Here is a 24,998-nt window from a genome sequence, read left to right as displayed (position 1 = left end):
TGTCCGGCCGTCGTGCTTTCTGCCTTTCCCCTCATTGCATGCGATCGCCGCCAGGCGACCAAGGAGACACCATGACTTTCCAGGCAGTGCTGCTGACCCAGGCTGACGGCGCCACCCAGGCCAACCTGGCCACCCTCGACGAAGCCCAGTTGCCGGCCGATGGCGACGTGCTGGTTGCCGTCGATTACTCCACCATCAACTTCAAGGACGGCCTGGCCATCACCGGGCGCTCGCCGGTGGTGCGCAAGTGGCCGATGGTGGCGGGCATCGATGGTGCCGGCACGGTGCTTGAGTCCGCGCATCCGCGCTGGAAGGCCGGCGACAAGGTGGTGCTGAACGGGTACGGCGTGGGCGAGACCCACTGGGGCTGCCTGGCGCAGCGCGCGCGCCTGAAGGGCGACTGGCTGGTGCCGCTGCCCGCGGCCTTCACCACGCGCCAGGCCATGGCGATCGGCACCGCTGGCTATACCGCGATGCTGTCGGTGCTGGCGCTGGAGCGCGGTGGCGTCAACGGCCCGGTGCGCCCCGGCGACGGCGAGGTGCTGGTGACCGGGGCCTCGGGCGGGGTCGGTTCGGTGGCGATCGCGCTGCTGAGCAAGCTGGGCTACCAGGTGGTGGCTTCGACCGGCAAGACGCGCGAGGCGGATTTCCTGAAGGCGCTGGGCGCCGACGACGTGATCGACCGCGCCGAGCTGGGCGTGCCCGGCAAGCCAATGCAGAAGGAACGCTGGGCCGCGGTGATCGATTCGGTGGGCTCGCACACGCTGGTCAATGCCTGCGCGCAGGTGCGCTACGGCGGCGTGGTGACGGCGTGCGGGCTGGCGCAGGGGCTGGACTTCCCGGGCTCGGTGGCGCCCTTCATCCTGCGCGGCATCACGCTGCATGGCATCGACAGCGTGATGGCGGCGATGCCGCTGCGCGAACAGGCCTGGCAGCGCCTGGCCAGCGACCTGGAGCCGGACCGGCTCAATGCGCTGACGCGCGAGATCGGCCTGGGCGAAGCCATCGACGCCGGCCGCAAGATCATGGAAGGCGCCATGCGCGGGCGCGTGGTGGTGGATGTGAATCGCGGCTGAGCAGCACCAGGCCGCTTTGCCGGCCTTGTCCCGCGCCTCCCCGCGTCGGCGCTGCATGCAGCGCCGACGTTACAATCCTGCCCATGACGCCGATCCGCTACGCCATCGCCCCGCTTCAGCCTGAAGCGCACCTGTTTGCCGTTACCGTCACCGTGAGCGAGCCCGATCCGGCCGGGCAGTGTTTCTTGCTGCCGGCGTGGATTCCCGGCAGCTACATGATCCGGGACTTCGCGCGCAATATCGTGCGCATCCGCGCCGACGCGGGCGGGCGCGAGATCGCGCTGAGCAAGCTCGACAAGCAGCGCTGGCAGGCCGCGCCCGTCGCCCTGGCCGACGGCCCGCTGACGCTCAGCTACGAGGTCTACGCCTGGGACCTGTCGGTGCGCGCCGCGCACCTGGACACCACCCACGGCTTCTTCAACGGCAGCTCGGTGTTCCTGTGCGTGGAGGGGCAGGCCGAGCGGCCCTGCACCGTCGACATCCACGCGCCCGCGGGCGAGGCCTACCGCGACTGGCGCGTGGCCACCGCCATGCGCGAGGCGCCGGGACGCGACGGGGCCAAGCGCTACGGCTTCGGCCGCTACCAGGTGGCCGACTACGACGAACTGGTCGACCACCCGGTCGAGATGGGCACCTTCCAGCTGGCCAGCTTCCGCGCCTGCGGCGCGCAGCACGACGTGGTCTTCACCGGGCGCGTGCCGCAACTGGATCTCGAGCGCGTGTGCCGCGACCTGAAGCGCATCTGCGAGACCCAGATCCGGCTGTTCGAGCCGCGCACCGCGCAGGCGCCGTTCCTGGACAGCAACCGCCGCTACGTGTTCATGACCATGGTCACCAGCGACGGCTACGGCGGCCTGGAGCATCGCGCCAGCACCGCGCTGATCTGCTCGCGCAACGACCTGCCGGTGCGCGGCAACAGCGAAACCAGCGAGGGCTACCGCACCTTCCTCGGGCTGTGCAGCCACGAGTATTTCCACACCTGGAACGTCAAGCGCATCAAGCCGGCCGCATTCGTGCCGTACCGGCTGGCGCAGGAAACCTACACGCCGCTGCTGTGGCTGTTCGAGGGCTTTACCAGCTACTACGACGACCTGGTGCTGGTGCGCTCGGGCTGCGTCACCGAGGCGCAGTATGTCGAGATGCTGGCCAAGACCTGGAACGGCGTGCTGCGCGGCAACGGCCGCACCAAGCAGAGCGTGGCCGAAAGCTCGTTCGATGCCTGGACCAAGTACTACCGCCAGGACGAGAATGCGCCCAACGCCATCGTCAGCTACTACACCAAGGGCGCGCTGGTGGCGCTGGTGCTGGACCTGACCATCCGCGACAAGACCCGCGGGCGGCGCTCGCTCGACGATGTCATGCGCGCGCTGTGGCGCGGCTACGGCCGCGGCTTCTATGCGCCGGACGCGGTGCAGCGCGGCGTGACCGAGGCCGAGGTCCATGCGCTGTTCGATGAAGTCACGGGCCTGCGCATGGGGCCGCTCCTGCGTGCGCTGACCGAAGGCACCGGCGAGTTGCCGCTGCCGCCGCTGTTCAAGGCGTTCGGAATCAAGGCCGAGGCGCAGAAGCCGGCGCGCACCGCCGCGCTGGGGATCAAGGTCAAGACCGAGGACGGCTGGGTGCGCGTGACCCAGGTGCTCGATGGCGGCGCCGCGCAGGCCGCAGGGCTGTCCGCAGGCGACCTGCTGGTTGCCGTCGACGGCGTGCGCATGGCGCCGGGCCAGCTCGACAAGCTGCTGGCGCGCTACCGCCCCGGCGACCGCATCGAGCTGCACGCCTTCCGCCGCGACGAGCTGCAGGCGCTGCCGGTGACGCTGGCGCGCGAGCCGGCGGCGCAGTTCAAGCTCAAGGCGGAGGGCGGGCGGCATGCGGCGCGCTCGCGCTGGCTGGGCCAGTGAGCTAGTCTTCTTTCGCCGCGACACCGGATACCGCTACCGCCACCGCAGTCCAACGTTCCCGCTGCATGCAATACGCGCACGATCCCCGCACCTTCCTGTATTCGCACTATGTGTACCGGGGGCTGCGCTCGGCCACGGGCGTGATCGGCGCGACGCTGATCGCGCTGCATTTCAGCGACCTGCCCACCGCCATGGTGGTGTCGATGGGCGCGCTGTGCACCAGCCTGATGGATCTGCCGAGCCCGCTGAACCACAAGTTCAACGAGATGCTGGCCAGCGTGCTGCTGTGCAGCGTGGTCACGCTGGTGGTGGCGCTGGCCACGCCGTTCCCGCGCGTGATGCCGTTCCTGCTGGTGCTGGTGACGTTCATGGCCGGCATGATGACGGTGTACGGCAACAAGACGCTGCCGCTGCAGTTCGCCGCACTGTTCGTGATGACGCTCACCATCAACGAAGACTTCCTGGTGCGGCGCGCGCTGGAACATGCGGCGCTGTTCAGCGTCGGTGCGGTCGCCTATCTCGGTTACGCGATGCTGGTGAGCTGGGTCACCGAGCGCCGCACCCGGCAGCAGGTGCTGGCCGAATCGCTGTACGAGCTGGCGGGCTACCTCGAAATCAAGGCCGGCTTCTACGACGCCGGCAACGACTTCGAGGCCCAGTTCAACCAGCTGGTGCGCCAGCAGATCGTGGTGGCCGAGCGCCAGCAGGCCGCGCGCGACCTGGTGCTGCGCGGCAACCGCACCCCGCACGACGGGCTGCTGGTGCAGGTGCACCTGCGCATGCTTGACCTGTACGAGTACATCCTGTCGACCAACACCGACTATCCGATGCTGCGCCAGACCTTCGCCGGCACGCCGGTGCTGGACCACCTGCGCGGGCTGGTGATGCAGATGTGCAAGGACGTCGAAGAGATCGCCTACGAGGTCACGCGCGGGCGCGGTTCGTACGCCACGGTGGAATACGGCCCTGGCCTGCGCGCGGTCGAGGCCGAGATCGCGCAGCTGCGCCACCACCATATCAACCCGGCGGCGATGACGGCGCTGGTCGAGACGCTCGACATGATGCGCGGCGCGATCACGCTGATCGGCCAGCTGCACGAGGCCTCGCGCACGCCGGTGGAACCGGCCAAGGTGCTGCCCGGCTCCGACATGACGCCGTTCCTGACGCGCCAGAAGTACGAGCTGAGCGTGCTGCGCGACAACCTGAAGTGGACTTCGCCGGCGTTCCGCTTTGCGCTGCGGGTGTCGATGGCGGTGGCGCTGGGCCTGTGGATTGCCGAGCGCCTGCCTTATGTGTCGCACAGCTACTGGATCCTGCTGACCATCATCGTGATCCTGAAGCCCAACTTCAGCATGACCAAGCAGCGCTACAACGACCGCGTGATCGGCACGCTGATCGGCTGCGTGGTCTCGGTCGCGATCCTGAAGGTGGTGCACCAGCCGCTGATCCTGCTGGGCGTGCTGTTCCTGTCGCTGGTGGCCAGCGCCGCCTTCGTCACCATCAAATACCGCTACACCGCGATCGCCGCCTGCATCCAGGTGCTGATCCAGATCCACCTGCTGATGCCGAACAGTCCCACCGTGGCGGGCGAGCGGCTGGTGGATACGGTGATCGGCGGCATCATCGCCTCGCTGTTCAGCTTCGTGCTGCCGAGCTGGGAATACCGCGCCATCCCCAAGCTGGTGGAGGCCGTGCTGCAGGCCAACCGCCGCTATATCGCCGCCACGCGCGACCTGCTGCTGCGCCGGGCCAAGGATGACTTTGCCTACCGCGTGCAGCGCAAGCAGTTCATGGACAACCTGTCGGCGCTGATCTCGTCGTTCCAGCGCATGCTGGACGAGCCCAGGAGCCGGCATCGCGCGGTCGACAACCTGAACCGCTTCATCGTGCAGAACTACCTGGTGGCGGCGCACGTGGCGGCGGCGCGCATCCAGGTGCGCCAGCACTACGAGGAACTCGATCTCCCGGCCGCCGAGGCCGCGATCGAGCAGGCCACCGAGGCCGCCAGCCACAGCCTGCAGGTGGCCAGCGAACGGCTGCACGCCGACGAGCGCGGCGGCGGCCGCGGCGCAGGCTTCATCCGCAAGGCGCCGGCGGAGCGCAAGGAGGCCGTCCCGGTGGAAGCCGACAAGCCGGTTGCGGCGGCAGTCGAGGCGGCGCCGGAAGCGCTGGCTGAAGCGGCCCCTGACCAGGTCGTCGCAACTGTCACGCCCGAAGCGGCCGAAGCCGAGGAAGACGCCGCCGCGGAACGCCGCGCGCGCCTGGCCGATTCCGCCGACAAGCGCCGCACCGACACGCTGGTGCAGGCCGCCGCGGCGGGCGAGTCGAGCGAACAGGCAGGGGTGACGTCAAGCTCCACCGGCCGCCCCGCCAACGCGGTGCTGGAGCGCCGGCTGCGCGCGCTGCGCGAGGACGCGGCCAAGATTGCGCTGCGCACCGGAGCGATCGGGCGGGCGATGCGGGCGCGGTCGTAGAGCCCGTATTACGGTCCGCCTTGCGCGGCAGGCTCACGCGCCGTGCCCCGCCCCCTCATCCTCCGGCAACGTCAGCATCCCGCTGTGGTAGCTGTACTCGAAGATTTCCCCATACCGCCCCCAACCGATCGCCACGCTCAGCACGCGTTCGGCCTCCGCCGGCTTGAGGAATTGCTCCAGTTCCTCGAGCACCTGCTCCTCGCGGATCTCGCCGGCTTCGCTCGCCACCAGCTCGCGGCGCACATGCGCGGCCAGCGCGACGTTGGCCAGCAGTTGCCGCCCGAAGATGGCCTTGCGCTGCTGCGGGCCGGCGGCGTAGTAGGCGCGGCCCGCGTCGGTGGCGGCGATGTCGCCGGCCTCGATCGACACCAGCTGCACCAGCTGCAGCGCTTCGCAGGCCGGCAGCAGTTCGTCGTCGGTCAGGCCGGCCTTGTCGGCCAGGTGGGGCAGGTCGGCGCGGCCCTGGAACGGGGCTTCGCACAGCAGGTTCAGGATGGCTTCCATCTGGCTGATGTCGGCGTCCGGCAGCCGGTAGCCGATCTCGCGCGCGGGCGCGGGCACGCGCGCCTCGGCCGCCGGGGCCGTCATCAGCGCGTAGATCTGGTCGACCAGCGCGCGTACCTGCGCACTGTCGCGGTTGCGCGGGCGCGGCAGCGCCACCGGCACTTCGGCGCGGATGCGGCCCGGGTCGCTCGACAGGATCACGATGCGGTCGGCCATCATCACCGCTTCCTCGATATTGTGCGAAACGATCAGGATGCTGCGGATATTGGCGCGCCCGCTTGCCCACAGCGCCAGCATCTCGTCGCGCAGGGTCTCGCCGGTCAGCACGTCCAGCGCCGAGAACGCTTCATCCATCAGCAGCAGGTCGGGCTCGGTCACCAGCGCGCGCGCAATCCCCACGCGCTGGCGCATGCCGCCCGACAGCTCGCGCGGCAGCGCGCTGTTGAAGCCGGCCAGGCCGATCATGTCGATCGCGGCTTCGGCGCGGCGTTCGCGCTCGGTTCTGGGCACGCCCTGCGCCTCCAGTCCCAGCTCGACGTTCTGCTGTACCGTCAGCCACGGAAACAGCGCGAAGGACTGGAACACCATGGCGATGCCTTCGGCGGTGCCGGCCAGGCGCTGGTCGCGGAATCGCACCTCGCCCCGGTCGGCGCCGACCAGCCCCGCCATGATGCGCAGCAGCGTGGACTTGCCCGAGCCGGACTTGCCCAGCATGGCGACGATCTCGCCCTCGCGCAGCGTCAGGTCCACGCCTTCGAGCACGGCGCGGTGGCTCTGGCTGGCGGTGCGGAAGACCTTGCCGACGCCGCGCAGTTCGATCACCGCCGCGGCGGTGGGGGTTGCAATGTTCTCTGCCATTGTTGCCTTGCCTTACAGGCGTGTGCGCTCCTGCGCGAGTTGGTACAGGCGGTTCCACAACAGCCGGTTGAAGCCGACCACGAACAGCGCCATCACGACGATGCCCAGCGCAATGCGCGGGAAGTCGCCGCGCGCGGTGGTCTCGGCGATATAGCTGCCGAGGCCGGTGGCGACGATGGTGCGGTCGCCCCAGGTCACGTATTCGGACACGATGCTGGCGTTCCAGGAGCCGCCCGCGGCCGTCACCAGGCCGGTCAGCAGGCTCGGGAATACCGCCGGAATCAGGAAGCGCCGCCACAGCAGCCAGCCGCGCAGGCCGAAGTTGCGCGCGGCGAGCCTGAGCTCGGTGGGGATGCCCGACGCCCCCGCGATCACGTTGAACAGGATGTACCACTGGGTGCCGAAGATCAGCAGCGGGCTCAGCCAGATCTCCGGATTCAGCCCGAAGCGCGCGATCAGCATCACCGCCAGCGGGAACATCAGGTTGGCCGGAAACGCCGCCAGGAACTGCGCGATCGGTTGGGCGATGCGCGCCAGGTCCGGGTTCAGGCCGATGCGGATGCCGATCGGCACCCATACCAGCGCCGCCAGCGCAATCAGCACGATCACCCGCGCCATGGTCAGCGTGCCCAGCCACAGCACATGGAGGACCTCGGCCCAGCCCACCTCGCTATGCACGAAATAGCCCACGCGCAGCAGCGCGGCCAGCGCCACCAGCACGATCGCCGTGTCGCGCGCGCGGCCCAGCCATAACGCCCGGCGCGGATCGACCGGGCGGGCCGCTGCCGGCATGCGCGAGCGCGCGCCCCACGCCAGCGTGCGCGCGGCCAGCGCCGCGGCCTGCGCCAGCAGCGCGCCCACCCACGCCGAGCGGCGCAGCAGGTCCAGCAGCCACGACTGCGGCAGCTTGTCCTGCGCCAGGGTCTCGAAGCGGAAGCGGTCGGCCCAGGCCACCAGCGGGCGGAACAGCAGCTGGTCGTACAGCAGGATGCCCACCAGCATCGCAACGATGGCCCAGCCGATCGCGGCCAGGTCCTGCTGCTGGATCGCCAGCGCGATATAGGAGCCGATGCCGGGCAGCCGGATATCGTGGCCCGATACCGAGATGGCCTCGGACGCGACCACGAAGAACCAGCCGCCCGACATCGACATCATCATGTTCCACAGCAGCCCCGGCATGGCGTACGGCACTTCCAGCCGCCAGAAGCGCTGCCACGGCGACAGCCGGAACATCGCCGCGGCCTCGAGCAGGTCGCCCGGAATGGTGCGGAACGACTGGTACAGGCTGAACGCCATGTTCCAGGCCTGCGAGGTGAAGATGGCAAAGATCGCCGCGCACTCCACGCCGGCCAGGTTGCCCGGAAAGAGGGCGATGAAGCCGGTCACGGTGATGGACAGGAAGCCCAGCACCGGGATCGACTGCAGGATATCCAGCGCGGGCACCAGCACCTTCTCGGCGGCGCGGCTCTTCGACGCCAGCGCGGCGAAGGCCAGCGAGAACAGCAGCGACGCCGCCAGCGCGGCCAGCATGCGCACGCTGGTGCGCATCAGGTAATAGGGCAGGTAGGCCACGTCCAGGTGCACCGCCAGCGGCTGGTCGGGCCGGAACGGGGCATTCATCTGCTGCGCGGCGAACGCGATCATCACGATCACGGCCAGGATGATCGGCAGCAGCGCCAGGTCGAAGCGGTTGGGCGGGGCGCGCAGCAGCTGGCTGTCAAAGCCAGGGGCGGGCGGGGCCCCGTTGCGGTCGGCGGGTGGCATCATGGGCGCTTCTCGGGCTGTATCGAGCTTGGAGGACGAAGGCTTGTGGCCTGCCTCTGGTTCGCGGCCCCGGCGGACAACGGCACAGCCCGCATGCCGCCGGCTTCATGCTGATCACGCCGGGCGGCGCGCATCCCCTGGTAACGCCCGGCATGGCGGTCTAGTTTACTTGGTGTCGATGACACACCGCGCACGCGTGGCGTGCGCTCGCAAGGAACCCACCATGAACAAGGCAACATGGCGCCTGGTCGCGCACGGGCGCGTGCAGGGCGTGGGCTATCGCGCCGCCTGCGCCGACGCGGCGGACGAACTCGGGCTGGGCGGCTGGGTGCGCAACCGGGCCGACGGCACCGTCGAGGTGATGGCGCACGGCACGCTCAAGCAGCTGGAAGCGCTGCAGGCGTGGATGGAAACCGGCCCGCCGGCGGCGCAGGTTGCGTTTGTCGAGGTCGGGCGCGGGGAAGGGGAGTTTGCCGGCTTCGAGTTCCGGCCGACGGTCTAACGGTGCGCCGCGCTAGGCGGCGGTCCAGTCGATCGCCGTGCGGCCGTGCGTTTCCAGCCAGCGGTTGGCTTCGCGAAAGTGGCCGCAGCCGAGGAAGCCCCGGTGCGCCGACAACGGCGACGGGTGCGGCGCTTCCAGCACGCAGTGGCCGGCGCCTAGCAGCGGCTTCTTGGCCTGCGCATGGCTGCCCCACAGCATGAACACCAGGTTCGGCTGGCTCGCGGCGAGGTGCTGGATCAGGCAATCGGTGACGGCTTCCCAGCCGCGCCGCGCATGGCTGGCGGCCTGGCCCTGCTCGACCGTCAGCACGGTGTTGAGCAGCAGCACGCCCTGGCGCGCCCAGCCTTCCAGGTTGCCGGAAGTGCGCGGCGGGCAGTTGCCGTCGGCGCCGAATTCCGCGGCGATCTCCTTGAAGATGTTGCGCAGGCTGGGCGGCACCTTGATGCCTTCCGGCACCGAGAAGGCGAGCCCGTGCGCCTGCGGCTGCTCCACGCCGCCAACCGTGCCGGTGCCGTGGTAGGGATCCTGGCCCAGGATCACAACCTTGACCGCGTCGGGCGGCGTCAGGTGCAGCGCGTGGAAGACATGGTGCGGGAACACCGGCTTGCCGGCGGCGCGTTCGCCGTCGACGAAGGCGGCCAGCTCGCGCCACGCCGGCACGGCGATGCAGGGCTCGAGCAAGGCGCGCCAGGCGGCGGGCAAGGCATCGGCCTGCGCTTGCAGGCTGGCGGCGGGAGAGGGTTCGCCGGGCGCGCGGGGCGCGTCGGCGGCAAAGAGATCGGCTTGCATGCGGGATATGCGCGGCGGGAAAACCGCGATTATGACGCCTTGCCCTCGGCGATCCCGGCCAGGCGGTAGCCCCGCGCAGCCTTGCTCAGGTCCGACGGCGCCAGCGCCGCCACGGCGGCAAGCCGCGCGGCGAAGGCACGCAGCGCCTCGGCGGCGTGCGCGGCGTCGCCATCGAGCCATTCCAGCTCGAGTTCCTGGATGCGCTCCTGCGCGGCACTGGCCGGGGCAGTGATGGTGCCGGTGTCGAGCGCGGCTTCGATCCGCGCGTCGTCCTGCGTCACGATCCAGGTGCGGCGGATGAAGTCGGTGCGGAACACCGGGGCCAGGCTGCCGATCAGCGGCGCCAGCACGGCTTGCGCCTCGGCGGGAAACGTTCGCAGTTCGATGGCCTCGCCGGCGATGGCGGTCTCCCACTCATGCCGCGTGGCCAGGCCGCCCTGGCTGCTGCCGGCGGTCTTCAGCGTCTGCAGCCACTGCTCGCCCTTGCGGCGCAGGCGCAGCGCGGCGCGCGCCTGCGCCAGGTTGCGCCGGGGCGTGTCGAGGTAGACGTTGAGCAGCGTGGCTTCGCCTTGCGGCTGGCCGTGGGCGTCGAGCCAGGCGGCCAGCGGGGCCAGGGCGGCGTCGGGGACGGCGAGTTTGAGTTCGATTTCCTGGGGCATGGGGAGGAAATCACCCAAACAAACGCGCCAGCTCCACCCCCGGCTCCTTCGCCCGCATGAAGGCCTCGCCCACCAGGAACGCATGCACATTGGCATCGCGCATGCGCTGCACGTCCGCCGGCCCGAGGATGCCGGACTCGGTCACCACCAGCTTGTCGGCCGGCATGCGCGGCAGCAGCTCGAGGGTGTTGTCCAGCGACACCTCGAAGGTGCGCAGGTTGCGGTTGTTCACGCCCAGCAGCGGCGTCTTCAGCCGCAGCGCGGCGTCGAGCTCATCGTTGCCGTGCACTTCCACCAGCACGTCCATGCCGAGTTCGAGCGCGCACGCTTCCAGCTCCGCCATCAGGCCAGGGTCCAGCGCCGCGACGATCAGCAGGATGCAGTCGGCCCCCCAGGTGCGCGCTTCATAGACCTGGTACAGGTCGACCATGAAGTCCTTGCGCAGCGCCGGCAGCGGGCAGGCGCCGCGGGCGCGCTTCAGGTAGTCGGCGTGGCCCTGGAAGAAGTGCTCGTCGGTCAGCACCGACAGGCAGGCCGCGCCGTGCGTGGCATAGCTCTCGGCGATGGCCTCGGGCAGGAACTGCTCGCGCAGCACGCCCTTGGACGGCGACGCCTTCTTGATCTCGGCGATCACGCCGGCGTGGCCGCCGGCGATCTTGTCGCGCAGCGCGCGCTCGAAGCCGCGCGGCGCGAGACCGGCCTCGGTGCGCAGGCTTTCGGCCTCGGCGCGCAGGCTGGGCAGGTCGCGGCGCTTGCGCGCGGCGGCGACTTCGTCGGCCTTTACAGCCAGGATTTTCTGCAGGATGTCGGACATATCGGCGTCTCTTACTTGAACTGCTGCGTGGCCCGCACGAAGGCGTCGAGCTTCTGCCGGGCCGCGCCGCTGGCGATGGCTTCGCGCGCGCGGCGGATGCCGTCCTCGACCGAGTCCGCCACGTTGGCGGCGTACAGCGCGGTGCCGGCGTTCAGCGACACGATTTCGCGCGGGGTGCCCGGCGCGTTGGACAGCGCCTCGAGCAGCATGTCCTTCGATTCGGCGGCATCGGCCACCTTCAGGCCGCGGTTGGAGATCATCGACAAGCCGAAGTCTTCGGGGTGGATCTCGTACTCGCGCACTTCGCCGTCCTTCAGTTCGCCCACCAGCGTCGCGGCGCCGAGCGAGACCTCGTCCATGCCGTCCTTGCCGTACACCACGATGGCGTGCTGCGCGCCCAGGCGCTGCATCACCCGCACCTGGATGCCGACCAGGTCGGGGTGGAACACGCCCATCAGGATGTTGGGCGCATCGGCCGGATTGGTCAGCGGGCCCAGGATGTTGAAGATGGTGCGCACGCCCATTTCCTTGCGGATCGGCGCGACGTTCTTCATCGCGGGATGGTGGGTGGGCGCGAACATGAAGCCGATGCCGGTTTCTTCGATGCACTGGCCGACCTGCTCGGGCGTCAGCATGATGTTCACGCCCAGCGCCTCCAGCACGTCGGCGCTGCCCGACTTGGAGCTGACGCCGCGGTTGCCGTGCTTGGCGATCTTCGCGCCCGCGGCGGCGGCGACGAACATCGACGCGGTCGAGATATTGAAGGTGTGCGAGCCGTCGCCGCCGGTGCCGACGATATCGACAAAGTGTTCGCGGTCCTTCACCACCACCTTGTTGGCGAACTCGCGCATCACCTGCGCGGCGGCCGAGATCTCGCCGATGGTTTCCTTCTTGACGCGCAGCCCGGTCAGGATCGCGGCGGCCATCACCGGCGAGATCTGCGCCTGCATGATCTGCCGCATCAGGTGCAGCATCTCGTCATGGAAGATTTCGCGGTGTTCGATACAGCGCGTCAGGGCTTCTTGCGGCGTGATCATGGCGTTCTCGTTGGCAGTCTGGATGGCGTGGTGGGGGCTGGCGGGCGCGGAATCGAGCAGTCTCATCGCGGCGCCTTGACGAAGTTGGCCAGCATCGCATGGCCGTGCTCGGACAGGATCGACTCGGGATGGAACTGCACGCCTTCGACGGCGAGCGTCTTGTGGCGCACGCCCATGATTTCGCCGTCCGGGGTCCAGGCGGTGATCTCCAGGCAATCGGGCAAGGTCTCGCGCTCGATCGCCAGGGAATGATAGCGCGTCACGTCGAAGTGCCTGGGCAGACCTGAGAACACGCCCTGCTGCGTGGTCTCGATGGTGCTGACCTTGCCGTGCATCACCTGCTTGGCGCGGATCACCTTGCCGCCGAAGGCTTCGCCGATGGCCTGGTGGCCCAGGCACACGCCCAGCATCGGCACCTTGCCGGCAAAGTGCTGCAGCGCCGCCACCGAGATGCCGGCTTCCCTGGGGCTGCACGGGCCCGGCGAAACGCAGATATGGTCGGGCTTCATCGCCTCGATCTCTTCGATGGTGATCTCGTCGTTGCGGTAGGTGCGCACGTCCACGCCCAGTTCGCCAAAGTACTGCACCAGGTTGTAGGTGAACGAATCGTAGTTGTCGATCATCAGCAGCATGGCGTCTGTCTCCTGTTCTCTCAGATGTCGGAGTCCAGGCCATCCTGGACCTGCTCGGCGGCGCGGATCACGGCGCGCGCCTTGGCCTCGGTTTCCCTCCATTCGGCTTCGGGATCCGAATCGGCAACGATGCCAGCGGCGGCCTGCACGTAGAGGTTGCCGTCCTTGACGATGCCGGTGCGGATGGCGATGGCCAGGTCCATCTCGCCGCCGAACGACAGGTAGCCCACCGCGCCGCCATAGATGCCGCGCTTGCGCGGCTCGAGTTCGTCGATGATTTCCATCGCATGGACCTTGGGCGCGCCCGACAGCGTGCCGGCCGGGAAGGTCGCGCGCAGCACGTCGAGGTTGCTCATGCCCTCGCGCAGCGTGCCTTCGACCGAGCTGACGATATGCTGCACGTGCGAGTATTTCTCGATCACCATCTTGTCGGTGACCTTGACCGAACCGGTCTCGGCAATGCGGCCGATGTCATTCCGCGCCAGGTCGATCAGCATCACGTGCTCGGCGATCTCCTTCGGGTCGTTGAGCAGCTCGGTGGCCAGCTGCGCGTCCTTGTCCGGCGTATTGCCGCGCGGGCGCGTACCGGCCAGCGGGCGGATGGTAACGATGTGTTCGGTGCGGGTGTCGCCGTTGGCGCCCACCTTGCGCGCTTCCTGGCGCACCAGGATTTCCGGCGACGCGCCCACCACCTGGAAGTCGCCGAAGTTGTAGAAGTACATGTACGGCGACGGATTCAGCGAGCGCAGCGCGCGGTACAGCGACAGCGGCGCGTCGCGATAGGGCTTGACCAGGCGCTGGCCGATCTGCACCTGCATCATGTCGCCGGCCATGATGTATTCCTTGGCCTTGTGCACCGCGGCCAGGTAGTCGGCCTTGGCGAATTCGCGGTAGACCTCGGTCTGCACCGACGGGCTGGTCACCGGCACGTCGACCGGCTGGCGCAGCTTCATGCGCAGTTCGCGCAGGCGCTGGCGTGCGCGCGAATAGGCCTCCGGCGTGGTCGGGTCGGCGTAGACGATCAGGTAGAGCTTGCCCGACAGGTTGTCGATCACCGCCAGCTCTTCGCACAGCAGCAGCTGGATGTCGGGCAGGTTCAGGTCGTCGGGCTTCTGCGTGCTGGCGAGCTTCTTCTCGATATAGCGGACCGCGTCGTAGCCGAAGTAGCCGGCCAGGCCGCCGCAGAAGCGCGGCAGGCCGGGGCGCAGCGCCACCTTGAAGCGGCTCTCGAACTCGGCGATGAAATCGAGGGGATTGCCTTCGTGGGTTTCCACCACCTTGCCGTCAGTCACCACCTCGGTGCGGTTGCCGTAGGCGCGCAGCAGCGTGCGCGCATGCAGGCCGATGAAGGAATAGCGGCCGAAGCGCTCGCCGCCCACCACCGATTCGAGCAGGAAGGTGTTGACGCCGCGGGTCTGCGACTGGGCCAGCTTCAGGTACAGCGACAGCGGCGTTTCCAGGTCGGCAAAGGCCTCGGCGATCAGCGGGATGCGGTTGTAGCCCTGGTCGGCCAGCGATTTGAATTCCAGTTCGGTCATGTCGGTCCTCTTGTTCGGCCCGCGCCGCGAGCGATGGTCAGGCGCGGTGCCGCATATCGGCAGAGTTGGCTGGAGCGTATGGGAATTCCGCCCCGGTTGCGGACCGTGGTGCGGCAAGCTTGCGGACAAGGCTGCACACGGCCGGAAAGCGGGCGTGCGGCGCGTTCTTGAGCTAAACGTAGCAGAGAAACAAGGCTACGCTGGCTCGGCGGGTTTGGGTGGTGATGCCCGGCATGGCTCGTCGCCTTGGCCGGTGGTGTCGACGCCTTCGGATCGAAGGCGTGTCAGCAGACTCGCGAACGCACTTTACGCCTGTTGGGAGGCGCGCCAGCGACGCCAGGGCCAGGCCTGCCGATCACTGCCAGAAGAGATGCGTTTGCGGTTGAGAAACATTGAATGTTCAGGGATTTCAGTCGCGGCCGATCTGATGACCGACCCTAGCGATGACCTGCCCGGTGTGCCGCAAACAGCGCTGCGGCGTGGGCAATGGTGTCGACTATACCATCGGCCTCGACGGCTTGTACAGGATTGCCATGGTTGTAGCCATAGGGCACCAGCAGCACGCCCATGCCCGCCGCGCGCGCCGCCTGGGCGTCGTTTTCCGAGTCGCCGAGGGCCGCCATCGCCGACGGATCGAGCCGGAACACCTCCGCCACCTTGAGCAGCGGGAAGGGGTCGGGCTTGCGCAGCTGGAACGCGTCGCCGCCGTAGACCAGCTCGAAATACGGCGCCAGCCCGGTCTTGGCCAGCAGCGGCTCGGTGAAGCTGTAGGGCTTGTTGGTCACGCAGGCCAGCCGCAGGCCGGCCGCTTTCATCGCCGCCAGCCCGTCGCGCACGCCTGGGTAGACCTGCGAGAACTGGCCGTTGATGCGGATGTACTCGCGGTCGTAGAGCGCGTAGGCATCGGCAAACAGGCCGTTGGCGTGCAGCGGCGAGAAGCGCGCGTCGAGCACGCGCCGGATCAGGTTTTCCGAGCCCTTGCCGACGTAGCTGACGATCTCCTGCCCGGACATCGGCGCCACCGGCCCCAGGTTGGGGTGCTGGCGGCCCAGCGCCAGCAGCATGGCGTTGATCGAGGCGTGGAAGTCGCCCGCCGTATCGACCATGGTGCCGTCCAGGTCGACGATCACGCCTTCGATGCCGCTCCAGTCGGTGCGGCGCAGTGCCATGCCCGCCGTCATTGGCCGGCCTTGGCCAGTTCGCTGCGCAGCGCCGAGATGATGCCGCGGTAGCCGCCGTCGGCGTCCGGCTTGCCGAACACCGCCGAGCCCGCCACGAAGGTGTCGGCGCCGGCCGCGGCAATCTCGGCGATATTGTCGACCTTCACGCCGCCGTCCACTTCCAGCAGGATGGTGCGGCCGGTGCGCGCGGTGTATTCGTCGATGCGCTGGCGCACCGCGCGCAGCTTGTTCAGTGTCTCGGGGATGAACGACTGGCCGCCGAAACCCGGGTTGACCGACATCAGCAGGATCACGTCCAGCCGGTCCATCACGTGGTCCAGGTGGTGCAGCGGGGTGGCCGGGTTGAATACCAGGCCCGCCTGGCAGCCGTTATCCCGGATCAGCGCGAGCGAGCGGTCGATGTGTTCGCTGGCTTCCGGGTGGAAGGTGATGATATTGGCGCCGGCCTTGGCAAAGTCCGGGATGATCCGGTCCACCGGGCGCACCATCAGGTGCACGTCGATGGGCGCGGTCACGTGGGGACGGATCGCCTCGCACACCAACGGGCCCACGGTCAGGTTGGGCACGTAATGGTTGTCCATCACGTCGAAGTGGATCCAGTCGGCGCCGGCCTCGGTCACGCGGCGGACTTCCTCGCCCAGGCGGGCGAAGTCGGCGGACAGGATGGAGGGGGCGATGCGGAAGGTGGGCTGGGTCATGGTGGCGCGCGGTGAATGCAGGGAATGCTGTTATCGCCGCTGGCGGCGGGCCGCGGGCGCCGCCAGGCCGCTGAAACCAGCCAGGGGGCCAGCAGGGCGGCAAGAGCGGCCGGGGCCACGGCGGGCGGCACGGCGTTGAAAGACCGCTATTCTACGCCCGCCCGGGGCGATCGCGTCCGGGCGGCGCCAGGCCCGCGCTCTTGCCCGTCCCGCGCCCATCCCGCACAATGCGGCTACCCATTTCCCTGCCGGCCGATCCCGCCGCCGGCCCTGCCCAAATGAGCGAGTACGCCTTCTCCGTGTCGGTGCGCACCCAGTACCTGCCGGACCAGTCCGACCCCGAGCGCGGGCGCCATGCCTTCGCCTACACCATCACCATCCACAATACCGGCGAGGTCGCGGCACAGCTGATCTCGCGGCACTGGATCATCACGGACAGCGACAACGGCACGCAGGAAGTTGCCGGGCTGGGGGTGGTTGGCCACCAGCCGCTGCTCAAGCCGGGCGAGCATTTCGAGTACACCAGCTGGGCCACGATCTCGACCCCGGTGGGCTCGATGAAGGGCGAGTACTTCTGCGTGGCCGAGGACGGCCATCGCTTCGAGGTGCCGATCCCCGAGTTCGCGCTGGTGCTGCCGCGCATGCTGCACTGAACGTGCGGGGAACCTACGGGCGCGGTGCGCTGTCCTGATCCTGCTGCGGCGCTTGCGTGTCGCCCTGCGCCGGCTGGCGCGACGGGTGCTCCGACGGCGCGCGGGTGGGACGCGGGTGCTTTTTCGCCGTGCCCATGGTCCAGACCACGATAAAGATCAGCAGGAACAGCGCCACGCCGGCTTCCAGGGCGAACAGCAGCATGGGATGGGCTTCGAAGAACTTGCTCATGGCAGATGCAGCGCGGCCCGCGGGGGCGCAGGCGGTGGTTGAGGGATGACGGTGGCATTGTAGGGGCATTCCGGCGGAATGCGCCCCGCACGCTGCGGTTTCCAGGACTTTGAACAATAGCAAGATGGCATACGCGGACGCTTTCCCGATTCCACAGGTTTCCCAGGTTTCCTCCCCGTCGCCGCGCCGCATGCGCGGCTGGCTCGCGCTGGCCGGCGCCGCGGTGCTGCTGGCCGGCTGCATGAGCGGCCCGCCGCCGCGCATCGAGACCACCCCGTCCGGCACTACGCCGCCGACCGCGTCGTCGCAGAAGGGCCGGCTGCAGGCGGCCAGCTGGGCCGAGATCGGCGGCTGGGCCCAGGACGATGTGCGCGCCGCCTGGCCGGCGCTGCAGCAAAGCTGCCAGGCGCTGAAGAAGCGCGCGGAATGGTCCCGCGCCTGCGCCGCCGGCATGATGGTCAATGCCGGCGACATCAACGCCATGCGCGCGTACTTCGAAAGCAACTTCCAGCCATACCGCGTGGTCAATGGCGACGGCACCGACAGTGGCCTGATCACCGGCTACTACGAGCCGATCCTGCATGGGTCGCGCACGCGCCAGGGCAAATTCCAGGTGCCGCTGTACCGCAAGCCGCCGCAGTTCGGCAACCGAGCACTGCCGGCGCGCGCCGAACTGCTGCAGAACCCGGCCATGCGCGGCAACGAGCTGGTCTGGGTCGACGACGCGGTCGAGGCCGCGTTCCTGCAGATCCAGGGCTCGGGCCGCATCCGCATGGCGGACGGCAGCATGATGCGGGTGGGCTTCGGCGGTACCAACGACCAGCCGTTCCGCTCGTTCGGCAAGTGGCTGCTGGACCGCGGCGAGATCACCCCGGCCCAGGCCACCATGCAGGGCATCAAGGCCTGGGCGCGCGCCAATCCCGGGCGCGTCGAAGAGATGCTCAATATCAACCCGCGCTTTGTCTTCTTCCGCGAGCTGCCACCCAGCAACGACGGCCCGGTGGGCGCGCTGGGCGTGCCGCTGACCGCGGAGCGCTCGATCGCGGTCGACCCGGCCACGATCCCGCTGGGCGTGCCGGTGTTCCTGTCGACCACGCGTCCGCTGTCGACCGAGCCGATCCAGCGCCTGATGTTCGCGCAGGATACCGGCAGCGCGATCAAGGGCGGCGTGCGTGCGGACTTCTTCTGGGGGGCCGGCGATGCCGCCGGCGAGACCGCCGGACGGATGAAGCAGGGCGGCAGGATGTGGGTGCTGATGCCGCGCAGTTAAGGCCAGCCCATCAGGCTAATACTGCGAATGTTGTTTCCCCTCTCCCGCAAGCGGGCGAGGGGAGCCCACTGGCGCATTTCACCGCGGCCGCTGGTCCACGATCCGCTTCGCCTTCCCCACCGAGCGCTCGATGCCCCCCTCAGGCAGCACCTCGATGGAAGCGGTCACCCCGATATAGGACTTGATCTCATGCGCCAGCCGCTCGCGCGCGGCCTGCGCATGCGCCGGCTCGCCGCCATGGGCGCATTCCACGCGCACCGTCAGTGTGTCCAGGTGGCCGTCCTTGCCCAGCACGCACTGGTAGTGCGGCGCCAGTTCGGCCTGCTTCAGGATCAGTTCCTCGATCTGCGACGGGAACACGTTGACGCCGCGCACGATCATCATGTCGTCGGTGCGGCCGGTGACCTTCTCCATGCGGCGAAATGCCGCGCGGGCAGTGCCCGGCAGCAGGCGGGTCAGGTCGCGCGTACGGTAGCGCACCACCGGCATTGCTTCCTTGGTCAGCGAGGTGAACACCAGTTCGCCGAACTCGCCGTCGGGCAGCACCGCGCCGGTGTCCGGGTCGATGATCTCCGGGTAGAAGTGGTCTTCCCAGATGGTCGGGCCGTCCTTGGTTTCGGCGCATTCGTTGGCCACGCCCGGCCCCATGACCTCGGACAGGCCATAGATGTCGACCGCCGAAATGCCCATGCGCTTCTCGATCGCCAGCCGCATCTCCGGTGTCCACGGCTCGGCGCCGAAGATGCCGACGCGCAGCGAGGTGCTGGCCGGGTCGATGCCCTGGCGCTCGAATTCGTCGGCGATCGCCAGCATATAGCTGGGGGTCACCATGATCACTTCCGGCTTGAAGTCCTGGATCAGCTGCACCTGCCGCTCGGTCTGCCCGCCGCCGAACGGGATCGCGGTCAGGCCCGCCTTCTCGACCCCGTAGTGCGCGCCCAGTCCGCCGGTGAACAGCCCGTAGCCGTAGCTGATATGGACCTTGTCGCCGCGCCGCGCGCCCGAGGCGCGGATCGAGCGCGCCATCACCGTGGCCCAGTTGTCGATGTCCTGCAGCGTGTAGCCGACCACGGTGGGCTTGCCCGTGGTGCCGGAAGAGGCATGGATGCGCGCCACCCGCTCCTGCGGCACCGCGAACATGCCGAACGGGTAGTTGTCGCGCAGATCCTGCTTGCTGGTGAACGGAAAGCGCGCCAGGTCGGCCAGCGATTGCAGCTGGTCCGGGTGCACGCCGGCTTGGTCGAACTTGCGCCGGTAGACCGGCGAATGGGCGTAGGCGTGGCCAAGCGACCATTTCAGGCGCTCCAGCTGCAACGCCTGCAGTTCGGCGCGGCTGGCGGTCTCGATCGGGTCCAGGGGCAGATCGGTCAGGCGCGTGCTCATGAGGTCTCCTGCACGGGGGGCGTTTGTCATCAGGGTCTTGCCAGGCCTTGCTCAGGCGCCGTCGATTGCGTCGGGCGGCGGCACCACGTGTCCCTTGATCTGCGCGGACTTGCCGCGGAACATCGCCACCGCCTGGCCCGCCGCGTTGGTCACGCGGATATCGTAGATGCCGTGCCGGCCGGACAACACCTGTTCAGTGGCCTCGGCGGTGAGCACGTCGTCGCCATGCACGGGCCGCAGGAACTCGATGCTGCAGCCGGCCGCCACGGTGTTGATGTTATGGCTGTTGCAGGCAAAGGCGAAGGCGGAATCGGCCAGCGTAAACATCAGGCCGCCATGGCAGATGCCGTGGCCGTTGAGGAATTCCTTGCGCACCGGCATGGTCAGCCGCGCATAGCCGGGGCGCACCGCCTGGACCGTGATGCCCAGCCAGCGGCTGCAGGTGTCGGCTTCATACATCGCGGCCGCGGCGGCTTCCGCGAGGGCCTGGGGGTCCTGTTTCAAGCTGATCTCCTGTGTCTGGGGATGCGGGCGGGCTGGCCCGCATCCTACTTGCCGGTGAAATGCGGGGCGCGCTTGGCGAGGAAGGCGTTGACGCCTTCCGCATAGTCGGCGGACTGGCCAAGCTCGCGCTGCAGGTCGCGTTCGAGGTCGAGCTGGGCGTCGAGCGTGGCGGTGGCGCTGGCATACATGGCGCGCTTGATCGCGGCCAGCGCGCGCGTCGGCTGTCCGGCCAGGTGCGTGGCGAGCGCCAGCGCCTGTTCCGGCAGCAGCGGATCGTCCATGGTCTGCCAGACCAGGCCCCAGGCTTCGGCGTCCTCGGCGCTCAGGCGCTCGCCGGTCATGGCCAGGCCCAGCGCGCGCGCCATGCCGATGCGCTGCGGCAGCAGCCAGGTGCCGCCCGAGTCCGGCGCGAGCCCGATCTTGACAAAAGCCTGGATAAAGCTGGCGGAGCGCGCCGCCAGCACCATGTCGCAGGCCAGCGCAAGGTTGGCGCCGGCACCGGCCGCGGTGCCGTTGACCGCCGCCACCACCGGCAGCGGCAGGCCGTGCAGGCGGCGGATCAGCGGATTGAACCAGGTATCGATCAGCTCGCCCAGGTCGGTCATATGCCCCGGCGTGAAATCCAGGTCGGCCAGGTCCTGGCCCGCGCAGAAGCCGCGGCCCGCCCCCGTCAGCAGCAGGGCGCGGGCGCCGCCGGCCTCGACGTGGTCCAGCGCCTGCTGCAGCGCCTGGTGCATGGCACGGGTAAAGCTGTTGAGCTTGTCGGGACGATTGAGCGTGATGATGGCGACCGGGCCCTGCCAGGCCAGCAGGATGGGACCGCTCTCGATGCTGACCGGCTGGCCAGCGGGCGTGGACGTCGGGGGCATTGTTGTCTCCTGCCGGATGGAATCGATGACTCCAGGCGTGCGCTCGGTACGGGCTGATGCCTCTAAAATAAACCGACCAGTCGGTCGGCAAATGTTAGCACCAATTTTTGCCCGCGGGTAGGAAGAGATTGGCGCAAATGCCGGCTGGTACGCAATGCCGGCCGACGGCACCGCTCTATAATCGCGCTGCCAACAACAATCTGAAACCCCGCCGGCCTGCGCGAGCGACGCCCGGCGCGCTCTCCCATCCGCATTGGAAATCCTATGAAGAAGTTCGCTGCATTGCTCCTGATCTCGTCCGTCGCGCTGTTCGCCGCGTGCGGCAAGAAGGAATCTGCCCCCGCGCCGGCTGCCGGCACGGATACGGCCGCCAAGATCATCGTGGGCCTGGACGACAATTTCCCGCCGATGGGATTCCGTGATGCCAACAACGAGCTGGTCGGCTTCGATATCGATATGGCCAAGGAGGCCAGCCGCCGTCTTGGCATGACGGTCGAGTTCAAGCCGATCGACTGGAGCGCCAAGGAGGCGGAACTGAACGGCAAGCGCGTCGATGTGCTGTGGAACGGGCTGACCATCACCGAAGAGCGCAAGAAGAACATCAGCTTTACCGCGCCGTACATGACCAACCACCAGATCGTGATCGTCGGCAGCCAGTCGCCGGTGAAGGCCAAGGCTGACCTGGCCGGCCGCATCGTGGGCGCGCAGGACGGCAGCAGCGCGGTGGATGCCATCAAGAAGGAAAGCCAGATTGCCGCCAGCCTGAAGGAACTGAAGACCTTCGGCGATAACGTGACGGCGCTTATGGACCTGTCGGCAGGCCGCCTCGACGCGATCGTGGTGGATGAGGTGGTGGGCCGCTACCTGATCAGCAAGCGCGCCGGCGAATACCGCGTGCTGGAGGAGAACTTCGGCACCGAGGAATACGGTGTCGGCGTGCGCAAGGATGATGCTCAACTGCTCGGCAAGCTCGACCAGACCCTGGCGTCGATGAAGCAGGACGGCACCGCGGCGCGTATCGCCACCCAGTGGTTTGGCGCCGACATCACCAAGTAATCCAGACCCGGCGTAACGCCCCTCGCGGCTCAGGCGAGGGGCACGCCAACTCCGGACCCGTTCGGCGGGCTTCCCGGAGGCCTTACCTCCTTCTGTACGCGCGAGCATGGATTACGTCTTATCTCTTCTGCTGCCGCTGGCGCAGGGTGCCAAAGTCACGCTGACGCTATTCGCCATCACGCTCGCCCTGTCGGTGCCGCTGGGGCTTGCGCTGGCACTGGCGCGCATTTCGTCATGGCCGCTGCTGAGCGGCCTGGTCAACGGCTATATCTGGCTGATGCGCGGTACGCCGCTGATGCTGCAGATGCTGTTTATATATTTCGCGCTGCCGTTCGTGCCGGTCATCGGCGTGCGGCTGCCTGATTTTCCCGCGGCAGTGGTGGCCTTCGCGCTCAACTACGCCGCGTACTTCGCCGAAATCTTCCGCGCCGGGATCAAGTCCGTCGACCGCGGCCAGTACGAGGCAAGCAAGGCTCTGGGCATGACGTACTTCCAGACCATGCGGCGGGTCGTGCTGCCGCAGATGGTCAGCCGCGTGCTGCCGCCGGTCAGCAATGAAACCATTACGCTGATCAAGGACACCTCGCTGATCTACGTGCTGGCGCTCAACGACATCCTGCGCACGGCGCGCGGCATCGTGCAGCGCGATTTCACCACCACGCCATTCCTCGTCGCCGCGCTGTTCTACCTGGTGATGACGCTGATTCTGACCTGGTTCTTCCAGAATCTCGAAAAACGCTATGCCAAACATGATGACTAGCCCGAACGGCGCCCCTTCACCCGATGCGCCTGGCGTCATGATCGCGGCACGGGATATCTACAAGTCGTTTGGGCCGCTGCAGGTCCTGCGCGGTGTTTCGCTGACCTTGCGCAAGGGCGATGTCACCGCGGTGATCGGCCCGTCGGGCTCGGGCAAGAGTACCTTGCTGCGTTGCCTGAATCATCTCGAGGTGATCGACCGCGGCAGCCTTCACATCGAGGGCGAGACGCTGGCCGCCGCCGGCCCAGACAGCGCGGCCCGCTATGTGCCGGACGCGGACGTGCGTCGCATCTGCCGCAAGATGGGCATGGTGTTCCAGTCGTTCAACCTGTTTCCGCATATGACGGTGTTGCAGAACATCATCGAGGCGCCGATGACCGTCAAGGGGTTGCGGCGCGATGCGGTGATCCCGCAGGCCGAGGAGTTGCTGCGCAAGGTGGGCCTGCTGGCCAAGCGCGACAACTACCCGGCGCGGCTGTCCGGCGGCCAGAAACAGCGGGTGGCGATTGCGCGCGCGCTGGCGATGGAACCGGACATCATGCTGTTCGACGAGCCCACTTCCGCGCTGGATCCGGAACTGACCGGCGAGGTGCTGCGCACCATGCGGCAACTGGCGGAAGAACATATGACCATGCTCGTCGTCACCCATGAAATGGGGTTTGCGCGTGAAGTGGCGAACCACGTCGTATTCATGGACGAGGGCCAGATTCTCGAGGAAGGCCCTCCCGCAGAAGTGTTCGGCGCCCCGGCCCACGCGCGCACCCGCGAATTCCTCGCGCACATGCTCTAGCCGGCGCCGTCACGCCGCAACCGATGGCAGAATAGCCCGCAGCCGGTGGCGACCATGCCATCCGCCTGATCATATTTAGGAGAAGACATGCCGTATGAGAACATCCTGGTCGAGACCCGCGGCCGTGTTGGCCTGATCACGCTGAACCGCCCGAAGGCCCTGAATGCGCTCAATGATGCGCTGATGGATGAACTGGGCGCCGCGCTGACCGCCTTTGACCAGGATGAAGGTATCGGCGCCATCGTCATCACCGGCAGCGAGCGCGCCTTCGCCGCCGGCGCCGACATCGGCATGATGGCCAAGTACTCCTTCATGGACGTCTACAAGGGCGACTACATCACTCGCAACTGGGAAACCATCCGCAAGATCCGCAAGCCGGTCATCGCCGGCGTAGCCGGTTATGCGCTGGGTGGCGGCTGCGAACTGGCGATGATGTGCGACATCATCATCGCGGCGGACTCGGCCAGATTCGGCCAGCCCGAGGTCAAGCTCGGCACCATGCCCGGCGCCGGCGGCACCCAGCGCCTGCCGCGCGCGGTGTCCAAGGCCAAGGCGATGGACCTGTGCCTGACCGCGCGCATGATGGACGCCGCCGAAGCCGAACGCGCGGGCCTGGTGTCGCGCGTGGTCCCGGCCGACAAGCTGCTGGACGAAGTGCTGGCGGCGGCCGAGACCATCGCCGGGTTCTCGCTGCCGGTAGTCATGATGATCAAGGAATCGGTCAACGCCGCTTACGAGACCACGCTGGCCGAGGGCGTCCACTTCGAGCGCCGCCTGTTCCATGCCACCTTCGCCACCGAAGACCAGAAGGAGGGCATGGCCGCCTTCGTCGAGAAGCGCGGCCCGAATTTCCAGCACCGTTAGGCTCCGGGATCAGGGAATACCCGAGGGTGGAGAAGGGCTATTGCCTTGCTTCCGACCCGTGATGTGGCTGTTTCCCTATGTGATTCAAAGGCTTACACGATAATCGCGGGAACGTTTAGCGGATCATCGTGACAAAGGTGTTGCAAGGGCGGCGAAACCGGCCTAATATTCGCCCCCTCGCAACACGACGCGGCAC

24 protein-coding genes are annotated in these 24,998 nt (G+C 68.1%); 10 read left to right on the top strand and 14 right to left on the bottom strand.

The annotated features are described in order from the left end of the window. The first annotated feature begins 71 nt into the window (after positions 1-71). The 3 genes from acuI to CBM2588_RS15520 all read left to right on the top strand — a co-directional run bounded on the left by acuI (position 72) and on the right by CBM2588_RS15520 (position 5,448). A complete protein-coding gene (acuI, locus tag CBM2588_RS15530; protein WP_115681235.1) occupies positions 72-1,076 on the top strand; it encodes an acrylyl-CoA reductase (NADPH) in 1,005 nt (334 codons plus the stop codon). An 83-nt stretch (positions 1,077-1,159) separates the two neighbouring features. Next, complete coding sequence (locus CBM2588_RS15525; protein ID WP_115681234.1) at positions 1,160-2,974, top strand: M61 family metallopeptidase; 1,815 nt, start codon at positions 1,160-1,162, stop codon at positions 2,972-2,974. Positions 2,975-3,039: 65 nt separating this feature from the next. Further along, complete coding sequence (locus tag CBM2588_RS15520; RefSeq protein WP_115681233.1) at positions 3,040-5,448, top strand: FUSC family protein; 2,409 nt, start codon at positions 3,040-3,042, stop codon at positions 5,446-5,448. Positions 5,449-5,481: 33 nt separating this feature from the next. On the opposite strand, the gene CBM2588_RS15515 is transcribed toward CBM2588_RS15520, so the two are convergent. Continuing rightward, positions 5,482-6,810, bottom strand: coding sequence for an ABC transporter ATP-binding protein (locus CBM2588_RS15515; RefSeq protein ID WP_115681232.1), 1,329 nt, complete (start codon positions 6,808-6,810; stop codon positions 5,482-5,484). A 12-nt stretch (positions 6,811-6,822) separates the two neighbouring features. After that, positions 6,823-8,577 (bottom strand): ABC transporter permease, encoded by a 1,755-nt coding sequence (locus tag CBM2588_RS15510; protein ID WP_172583596.1) that lies wholly within the window; start codon positions 8,575-8,577, stop codon positions 6,823-6,825. Positions 8,578-8,797: 220 nt separating this feature from the next. Between CBM2588_RS15510 and CBM2588_RS15505 the strand changes: the two genes are divergently transcribed. Continuing rightward, a complete protein-coding gene (locus tag CBM2588_RS15505) occupies positions 8,798-9,076 on the top strand; it encodes an acylphosphatase (protein WP_115681231.1) in 279 nt (92 codons plus the stop codon). 12 nt (positions 9,077-9,088) lie between these two features. On the opposite strand, the gene CBM2588_RS15500 is transcribed toward CBM2588_RS15505, so the two are convergent. From CBM2588_RS15500 to rpe, 8 genes are all read right to left on the bottom strand, one after another. Then, positions 9,089-9,865 (bottom strand): uracil-DNA glycosylase, encoded by a 777-nt coding sequence (locus tag CBM2588_RS15500; protein WP_115681230.1) that lies wholly within the window; start codon positions 9,863-9,865, stop codon positions 9,089-9,091. 29 nt (positions 9,866-9,894) lie between these two features. Beyond that, complete coding sequence (locus tag CBM2588_RS15495) at positions 9,895-10,524, bottom strand: CYTH domain-containing protein (protein ID WP_115681229.1); 630 nt, start codon at positions 10,522-10,524, stop codon at positions 9,895-9,897. Positions 10,525-10,534: 10 nt separating this feature from the next. Then, positions 10,535-11,338, bottom strand: coding sequence for an indole-3-glycerol phosphate synthase TrpC (gene trpC, locus CBM2588_RS15490; RefSeq protein WP_115681228.1), 804 nt, complete (start codon positions 11,336-11,338; stop codon positions 10,535-10,537). Positions 11,339-11,349: 11 nt separating this feature from the next. Continuing rightward, complete coding sequence (gene trpD / locus CBM2588_RS15485) at positions 11,350-12,375, bottom strand: anthranilate phosphoribosyltransferase (RefSeq protein WP_115681502.1); 1,026 nt, start codon at positions 12,373-12,375, stop codon at positions 11,350-11,352. Positions 12,376-12,437: 62 nt separating this feature from the next. Continuing rightward, the gene (locus CBM2588_RS15480) at positions 12,438-13,007 is read right to left on the bottom strand and encodes an aminodeoxychorismate/anthranilate synthase component II (protein WP_115681227.1); all 570 of its coding nucleotides are present in this window, start codon (positions 13,005-13,007) and stop codon (positions 12,438-12,440) included. A gap of 20 nt (positions 13,008-13,027) precedes the next feature. Further along, entirely contained in the window at positions 13,028-14,545 is a 1,518-nt protein-coding gene (trpE, locus tag CBM2588_RS15475) for an anthranilate synthase component I (protein ID WP_115681226.1), read from the bottom strand. A gap of 437 nt (positions 14,546-14,982) precedes the next feature. After that, complete coding sequence (gene gph, locus CBM2588_RS15470) at positions 14,983-15,726, bottom strand: phosphoglycolate phosphatase (RefSeq protein WP_115681225.1); 744 nt, start codon at positions 15,724-15,726, stop codon at positions 14,983-14,985. After that, entirely contained in the window at positions 15,723-16,424 is a 702-nt protein-coding gene (rpe, locus tag CBM2588_RS15465) for a ribulose-phosphate 3-epimerase (protein WP_115681224.1), read from the bottom strand. The genes gph and rpe overlap by 4 nt, the downstream gene beginning before the upstream one ends. A 278-nt stretch (positions 16,425-16,702) precedes the next feature. Here rpe and apaG point away from each other — a divergent pair, with 278 nt between their 5' ends. Continuing rightward, entirely contained in the window at positions 16,703-17,077 is a 375-nt protein-coding gene (gene apaG, locus CBM2588_RS15460) for a Co2+/Mg2+ efflux protein ApaG (RefSeq protein ID WP_012353991.1), read from the top strand. A 13-nt stretch (positions 17,078-17,090) separates the two neighbouring features. Here apaG and CBM2588_RS15455 read toward each other — a convergent pair whose 3' ends face one another. Then, entirely contained in the window at positions 17,091-17,306 is a 216-nt protein-coding gene (locus CBM2588_RS15455) for a hypothetical protein (RefSeq protein WP_115681223.1), read from the bottom strand. Between the two features lie 124 nt (positions 17,307-17,430). Between CBM2588_RS15455 and mltA the strand changes: the two genes are divergently transcribed. After that, positions 17,431-18,576 (top strand): murein transglycosylase A, encoded by a 1,146-nt coding sequence (mltA, locus tag CBM2588_RS15450; protein ID WP_115681501.1) that lies wholly within the window; start codon positions 17,431-17,433, stop codon positions 18,574-18,576. Between the two features lie 78 nt (positions 18,577-18,654). Here the strand turns inward: mltA and paaK are convergent, their stop codons facing one another. The 3 genes from paaK to paaG are packed head-to-tail and all read right to left on the bottom strand — an operon-like array spanning position 18,655 to position 21,332. After that, positions 18,655-19,959: a phenylacetate--CoA ligase PaaK gene (gene paaK, locus CBM2588_RS15445; protein WP_115681222.1), complete on the bottom strand. Its 1,305-nt coding sequence runs from the start codon at positions 19,957-19,959 to the stop codon at positions 18,655-18,657. 51 nt (positions 19,960-20,010) lie between these two features. Further along, entirely contained in the window at positions 20,011-20,463 is a 453-nt protein-coding gene (gene paaI / locus CBM2588_RS15440) for a hydroxyphenylacetyl-CoA thioesterase PaaI (RefSeq protein ID WP_115681221.1), read from the bottom strand. A 44-nt stretch (positions 20,464-20,507) separates the two neighbouring features. Beyond that, positions 20,508-21,332 (bottom strand): 2-(1,2-epoxy-1,2-dihydrophenyl)acetyl-CoA isomerase PaaG, encoded by an 825-nt coding sequence (gene paaG / locus CBM2588_RS15435; RefSeq protein WP_115681220.1) that lies wholly within the window; start codon positions 21,330-21,332, stop codon positions 20,508-20,510. 264 nt (positions 21,333-21,596) lie between these two features. Here paaG and CBM2588_RS15430 point away from each other — a divergent pair, with 264 nt between their 5' ends. The 4 genes from CBM2588_RS15430 (at position 21,597) to CBM2588_RS15415 (ending at position 24,802) form a co-directional block, all read left to right on the top strand. Next, positions 21,597-22,388 carry an amino acid ABC transporter substrate-binding protein gene (locus tag CBM2588_RS15430; protein WP_115681219.1) on the top strand — a complete coding sequence of 264 codons (792 nt, stop codon included), beginning with the start codon at positions 21,597-21,599 and terminating at the stop codon, positions 22,386-22,388. Between the two features lie 106 nt (positions 22,389-22,494). After that, positions 22,495-23,148 (top strand): amino acid ABC transporter permease, encoded by a 654-nt coding sequence (locus CBM2588_RS15425; protein ID WP_012353984.1) that lies wholly within the window; start codon positions 22,495-22,497, stop codon positions 23,146-23,148. Positions 23,149-23,185: 37 nt separating this feature from the next. Then, on the top strand, positions 23,186-23,938 hold the full coding sequence (locus tag CBM2588_RS15420) for an amino acid ABC transporter ATP-binding protein (protein ID WP_115681218.1): 753 nt from the start codon (positions 23,186-23,188) through the stop codon (positions 23,936-23,938). Between the two features lie 87 nt (positions 23,939-24,025). Further along, positions 24,026-24,802 carry an enoyl-CoA hydratase gene (locus tag CBM2588_RS15415; RefSeq protein ID WP_115681217.1) on the top strand — a complete coding sequence of 259 codons (777 nt, stop codon included), beginning with the start codon at positions 24,026-24,028 and terminating at the stop codon, positions 24,800-24,802. Positions 24,803-24,998 lie beyond the last annotated feature (196 nt).

It is taken from the genome of Cupriavidus taiwanensis, from assembly GCF_900250075.1.
In the GTDB taxonomy this organism is placed as follows: Bacteria; Pseudomonadota; Gammaproteobacteria; order Burkholderiales; family Burkholderiaceae; genus Cupriavidus; species Cupriavidus taiwanensis_C.
Note: the sequence above shows the minus strand (reverse complement) of the source record. Positions and strands in the feature narration are given on the sequence as shown.